The organism is Novosphingobium organovorum, assembly GCF_022832435.1.
GTDB classification, from domain to species: Bacteria; Pseudomonadota; Alphaproteobacteria; order Sphingomonadales; family Sphingomonadaceae; genus Novosphingobium; species Novosphingobium organovorum.
This window is the reverse complement of sequence record NZ_JALHLF010000171.1, coordinates 1-5,264: the sequence shown is the minus strand read 5'-3', so window position 1 is coordinate 5,264 and position 5,264 is coordinate 1. Positions and strand designations below refer to the sequence as shown.

Sequence of the window (5,264 nt, the reverse complement as noted above, 5' to 3'; positions counted from 1 at the left end):
GCTGCGCCAGCTGGCGGCCGACCGGGGCGCGGCGCTGCGCATCAGCGGGGCCACCGCGGCCGCGCTGCCGACCATCGACCTGTTCGAGGTCAGCTTGCGCGGTGCGCGCGTGCTGCGGCTTGAAGGCGTGCTCAACGCGACCACCAATTTCCTGCTCAACGCGATGATGGCGCGGGGCTGCACATTCGCCGAGGCGCTGGGCGAAGCGCAGCGCGGCGGCTTTGCCGAGCGCGATCCCAGCCGCGACATCGAAGGCTGGGACACCGCCTGCAAGCTGCTGATCCTTGCCAATTTCGGGCTCGATGCGGGGCTTGAACTGGCCGATGTCGCGGTCTCGGGGATCGATGCGGTGACGCCCGAGCAAGTCGCCCGCTGGCAGGGGGAGGGGCGGGTGCCGCGCCTTGTCGGCCGGCTCGATCTCACCGGCGCGAAGCCCGCCGCTTCGGTTGCGGTGCAAACCTATCCGCTGGACGATGCCTTTGCGCATATTCCGGGCAAGACCAAGGCGCTGCGGGTCGAGACCGATTGCATGGGCGAAATCCTGACGATGGGCGGCGGGCCCGAGCCGATGGCTACCGCTTCGGCCGCGCTCAAGGATTTCGAACTGATCCTCGAACGCGGCTTGTAGTTACGTCGATCAGCTCTGCGCGAGCAGCTGCTGCGAAGCGGCGAAGTAGTCTTCGGACAGCTGGGTGGGCGAGGCGGTGCCCAGCAGGCGCCCGGCAATCGCCGCGCCGCCGTTCGAAAGCGCGTAGTTCGCCTCCTCTCCGGTCACCACGTCGACCCAGGCGGGGATCGGGCGGTGCTGGGCAAGGCACGAGCGCCACCAGCTGGCAATCGGTGCGGTGATCGCGCTGCGGTTGCCCTGCGCCCCCCACAGCGCGACGCGGATCGCATCGTAGCCAAAGCGCGGCGGCTTGTCGGGGGCGGGGGCGACCGCCTTTTCGCCACTGACCACGATCCAGTCGCTCGGTAGCTTGTGCGCGCCGAAACGGGCCAGGCGCAGCAGGTCCTCGCCATCCGAAATGACCGGGTTCCACGCCGCCATGCCGTCGATCCGGGCAAAATGGTCGAGCGCGGGCCACACGAAATAGGACGGGTTGAGCACGACCTTGTCGCTTTCGACGAAGCCTGCCACGCCGGGCAGCAGCAGCTGGCGGCCGAAGCGGCTCACCACGCAGTGCTGGCGGATCGCGGCGCGCACGGTTGCCGAGCGTTCGCCCCATTGCGGCTCGGCCCAGCGCTGCGCGGCGAGCGAGAGCGCCCAGGCGATCACGATGTCGCCGTCGGTCGCGTTGTTGGCGTCGGTCACCCCGCGCGTCTGCGGGTCCCAGCGCCAGGCGTAGAGCGCCATGTCGCTGCGCGCGAGATTGGCCTCGGTCCAGCTGGCGATGCGCGCGAACGTCGCGCGGTCGTCCGCCTGGAGCGCGAGCAAGAGGCCGTAGCTCTGCCCCTCGGAGTGGCTGATGTCGCCGTTGCCGGTGTCGACCACGCGCCCTTCGGGGGAGACGAAACGGTCGCGCCATTGGGTCCAGAAGCTTGCGGTGGTCATGGCCGTGGGGGAGGAGGACGGGAAGCGGGAGGACGCGCCATAAGTCATGGCCGCCTCGCTCTTTTCGCTGCGGTTGCACGCGGCCAGCGCCACCAGCATGCCGAGGGAAAACGTGCGCCGGTCGATCGATCGGGGTTCAGCGGCCATGGCGAAGCTCGAGCGTCTCTCCCTTCCATTCGGCGCGGGTCTTGAGCGCGGGGCCGCTGCCCAGCGCGCGGAACCAGCAGTCGTAGGCGCCTTCGAGCACGCCGAGCAGCATGGCGGACCAGTGGCCCTTGGGATCGGGTGCGATCCTGGTGGGCAGGTCGCGGTGGCGCACGATGATCCCGTCGCTCGCCAGCACCAGTTCGATCTCGCCCCAGTCGAGCGCGTGCCAGAATTCGTTGATCCGCATCGACAGCGCGGCGGCATCGTTCACACCGTCGAGCGGCTCGAGCGCGGCCATGCGCTTGCCGATCGCGACGAAGAAACCGTGCGCCTGCAATTCGGGCACTGCCTCGCACACTTCGTCCGCGGCGGAGAGCGCGAGCAGCGCAAGGCCGCCCAGCCCAAGATCGTCGGGGCGCTGGCGGGGGGTGGGGAATGCCTGCATCTTCATTTAGTTGGTACTCCCGAAGCTCTGGCGAACGCCGAGCAAGCCACGCAATTCGTTGTAAGTCCCAAAGGTGTTGTAGCTGGCCTCGCCGCCGATCCGGGTGGTCGGGCTCAGCTTGTAGTAAAGTTCGCCTCCTGCCGATAACGCGAAACCGGTCTTGCTGATCCCGTCGTAATAGGAACGCACGTCGCTGTCCTGGGCCTTCAGGCTGTCGAGCACGGCCTGGGCGTCGGGATCGGTGGGGTAGAGCAGGCTTTCGTCCTGGCTGTAGCTTTGCAGGCCCGGCGTGAAGGTGGCGCGCGTGATGAAGCGATCGTTCTCCATCGCGTAGGTGATCGGGAAGCCGATCGACAGGAAGCTCTGCGGGCTGAAGTAGCCGCCGTTGCCGAACGTGAAATAGTTCTGGCTCTTGTCGTAGCCCTGGTAGTTGACGTTCATGCCCACCGTCAGCGTGGCGTTGCGCCCCTTCCAGGCGCGCAAGTAGCCGCCCACGTTGGCCTCGAAGCCTTCGTTCTTCGCCACATTGGTGCCGTTGAAGCGGTAGTAGCGCGCATCGCCGTAGACGCCGCTGCCTTCGCGGTCGTAGGACAGCCCGCCGCCCGCGCCAAAGCGCATGACCTGGCCCCAGCGCTCACCCGTGACCGGATCGCGCGTGCCGGCATAGGAGACCACCGAATCGGTCACCGGCTTGCGTTCGGCAAAGGCGCTGACCCGCACGTTCTGCGAGATCTTGGGGGTCGCGGCGGCGCGGAAAGTCACCTTGGTCGTTCCCATGCCGACCGGCGTGGTGCCGACTTCGGCCTGCACCGCATCGCTTTCGTAGCCCGCCGAGAAGGCGACGCCCGAGGCGTGCTGGCTGTTGGCGTCGGCGAGATCGGATTCCTCTTCATCGACGATGGCCTGCGCTTCGATCGTGGCGTTGGTGCCAAAGCGCGCAAGGCCCGATCCGGTCGGGCGTCCGGCGTCGATCACGCTCGCCTCGGCCTTCGCGTAAACACGCCCGCCTAGCGCGCTGGTCGACAGCTTGGCCGAGCCCTTGATCTCGTTGAGCTGGCTGAGCCCGGTCTCGCCCGAACGGTTGCGAAAGCCGGTCTCGACATCGACGCGCGGTCCGGCATCCTGCGACATCGAAGCGATCTCGGACTGGATCTGGGCGAGCACCGGATCGCCGCCAGTGGCGACCATCGGCGTGCCCGAGGCCGGGGGCGATGCGCTGGCGGAGGTGTAGGGCAGCGCGCTCGTGCCCGGTCCGGCAACGCCCTGCATTCCGGCGCCCGCCCCGGCAAAGGCGGCGGGCGCGCCGTAGGACGCGGCGCTCTGCGGCGCAGGGGCGTTGGCGGGGTAGGCGCTGGCCTGCATCCCGTTGGCCTGAGCCGCATAGGTCTGGCCCGGATAGCCCTGCGCACCATAGCCGGTGTTCGCGGGGGCCGCATCGGGCAGCCGGGTGCCGCCGCCGAGCGCGAAGGGGTTGACCGCCTGCGGGGCGGGGGTGCTTGCCCGGTTGCGGAACGGGTTGGCCGCATCGCCGGGCAGGTTGGCGAAGGGATTGCCGCCAAGCGCGGCCACGCTGGTCGAATTGGTCTGGCGGGCGTAAAGCGCGCGCGCCTGTTTGAGGTAGGCGAGCGCGCGGCGCTCGTTGCCGCCCGCGCGTTCGACGTCGGCCAGCGCGATGTAGACCTGATAGTCCTGCGGGTAGGATTTGAGCAACTGGCTCGCGGCCTGCTGCGACAGGTCCTTGTCGCCCGCCATCTGCGCAGTCTGGGCAAGGCCGATCAGGCCATCCTTGTCGCCCGGCTTGCGGGCGAGGTAAAGCTGCCAGGTCTGCGCGGCGCGCGCGGCCATCTCGCCGTTCTGGTAGAGCCGGGCGAGCCCGGCGAGGATCGCGGCATTGTCCGGCGCGGCGCGGTAGGCGCTCTGCAGGATGTCGAAGGCTTCGGCAAAGCGTCCGGCGAGCCGCGCGCGGTCGGCCTGGCTGACCATGAGCGTGGCCTGCATCCGGCCATAGGCCTGCTGGCCTTCGGCGCTCGACCCGGCGAGCTGGCCCGCGCGCTGGAGCGCGGCCTGCGCCAGATCGTCGCGCCCGGTCTGGACGAGGACGCCGATCAGGCCTTCGTAGTCCGTGATGTTCGTGATGTCGCCGGTCATGGCGCGCTGGGCGAGCTGCGCGGCGCTGTCGGCATCGCCGAGGTCGACGAGCGCGCTGGCGATCGCGGCCTGCTTGCCCACCGGGATCGAACGCATCTGCGCCAGCTGGCGCAGCGCGGCGAGGGCCTGGGCGCTCTGCCCGGTCTTGGCCAGCGCGCGGGCGCGGGCGATTGCCGCATCGGTCTTCACCCCGATCGCGAAGGCGCGCATCGGTGCGGTGCGCTGGGTTTCCGGGATCATCGAGATCAGCCGCTCGGCTTCGCCAGCGCGGCCAAGGTCGGCATCGAGCAGGGCAGCGGCGTAGAGCGAATCCGCGCCGCCGTTGCTGACCAGCGCGTGGAGCAGCGATTCGGCTTCGGGCACGCGGCCGCGCTTGATCATGAATTCGGCGAATTCGTAGCGAATCCAGGGATCGCTCGGGTCGGCCATGAGCCCGGACTGGAATTCGCGGATGGCGCCAATATCGTCGCCGCGCGCCGCAGCGGCCAGCGCGCGGCCGCGCGCGGCGCGCATCTGGAGCCGCTTTTCATCGACGTTCTTGCCTTCCGAGGCCTGCCGGTAGAGATCGGCGGCATCGGCGTAGCGGCCCTGCTTTTCGTAGACTTGTGCCAGCAGTTCGAGCGCGGGCGCGGGCTCGGCGTAGCCTGAGCGGACCAGTTCCTCGGCCTTGGCCTGCGCCTGGGCGAGATCGCCGCTGGCAAGCAGGGCCTGGCCTTGCGCGATACCCGCGAAGTAGCGCGCCGAGGCGAGCCCTTCGGCCCACTGGCTGGCCTTGCCCAGTTGCGAGGCGCGGCCGAGCAGGTCGGCGGCCTCGGCGAACTGCTTTTGGCGCAGGCGCACGATGCCAAGGCCGCCCAGCGCGTCGGCGTCACGGCTGTTGACCGCGAGCGCCTTCTGGAACTGGATCGCCGCGCTGTCGAGCTGGTCGGCGTTGAGCGCATCGAAGCCGGCGACGCGCGCCTCACCGGCGCG

Annotated in this window: 4 protein-coding genes; 1 reads left to right on the top strand and 3 read right to left on the bottom strand. The window is 69.4% G+C overall.

Annotated features, from left to right (window positions below):
• A partial coding sequence (locus MTR62_RS19820; RefSeq protein ID WP_407672716.1) for a homoserine dehydrogenase occupies positions 1 to 628 on the top strand: 628 nt, incomplete at its 5' end.
• A 9-nt stretch (positions 629 to 637) separates the two neighbouring features.
• Here MTR62_RS19820 and MTR62_RS19815 read toward each other — a convergent pair.
• From MTR62_RS19815 to MTR62_RS19805, 3 genes are all read right to left on the bottom strand, one after another.
• Entirely contained in the window at positions 638 to 1,699 is a 1,062-nt protein-coding gene (locus tag MTR62_RS19815; protein WP_244024187.1) for a glycosyl hydrolase family 8, read from the bottom strand.
• Positions 1,689 to 2,150, bottom strand: a complete 462-nt coding sequence (gene bcsD / locus MTR62_RS19810) for a cellulose biosynthesis protein BcsD (protein WP_244024185.1) — start codon at positions 2,148 to 2,150, stop codon at positions 1,689 to 1,691. The genes MTR62_RS19815 and bcsD overlap by 11 nt, the downstream gene beginning before the upstream one ends.
• On the bottom strand, positions 2,151 to 5,264 hold a 3,114-nt coding region (locus MTR62_RS19805), incomplete at its 5' end, for a cellulose biosynthesis protein BcsC (protein ID WP_244024183.1).

Excerpts from the sequence above, each read along its gene's own strand:
- MTR62_RS19815 (WP_244024187.1), bottom strand. The coding sequence starts at position 1,699 with ATGGCCGCTGAACCCCGATCGATCGACCGGCGCACGTTTTCCCTCGGC.
- bcsD (WP_244024185.1), bottom strand. The coding sequence starts at position 2,150 with ATGAAGATGCAGGCATTCCCCACCCCCCGCCAGCGCCCCGACGATCTT.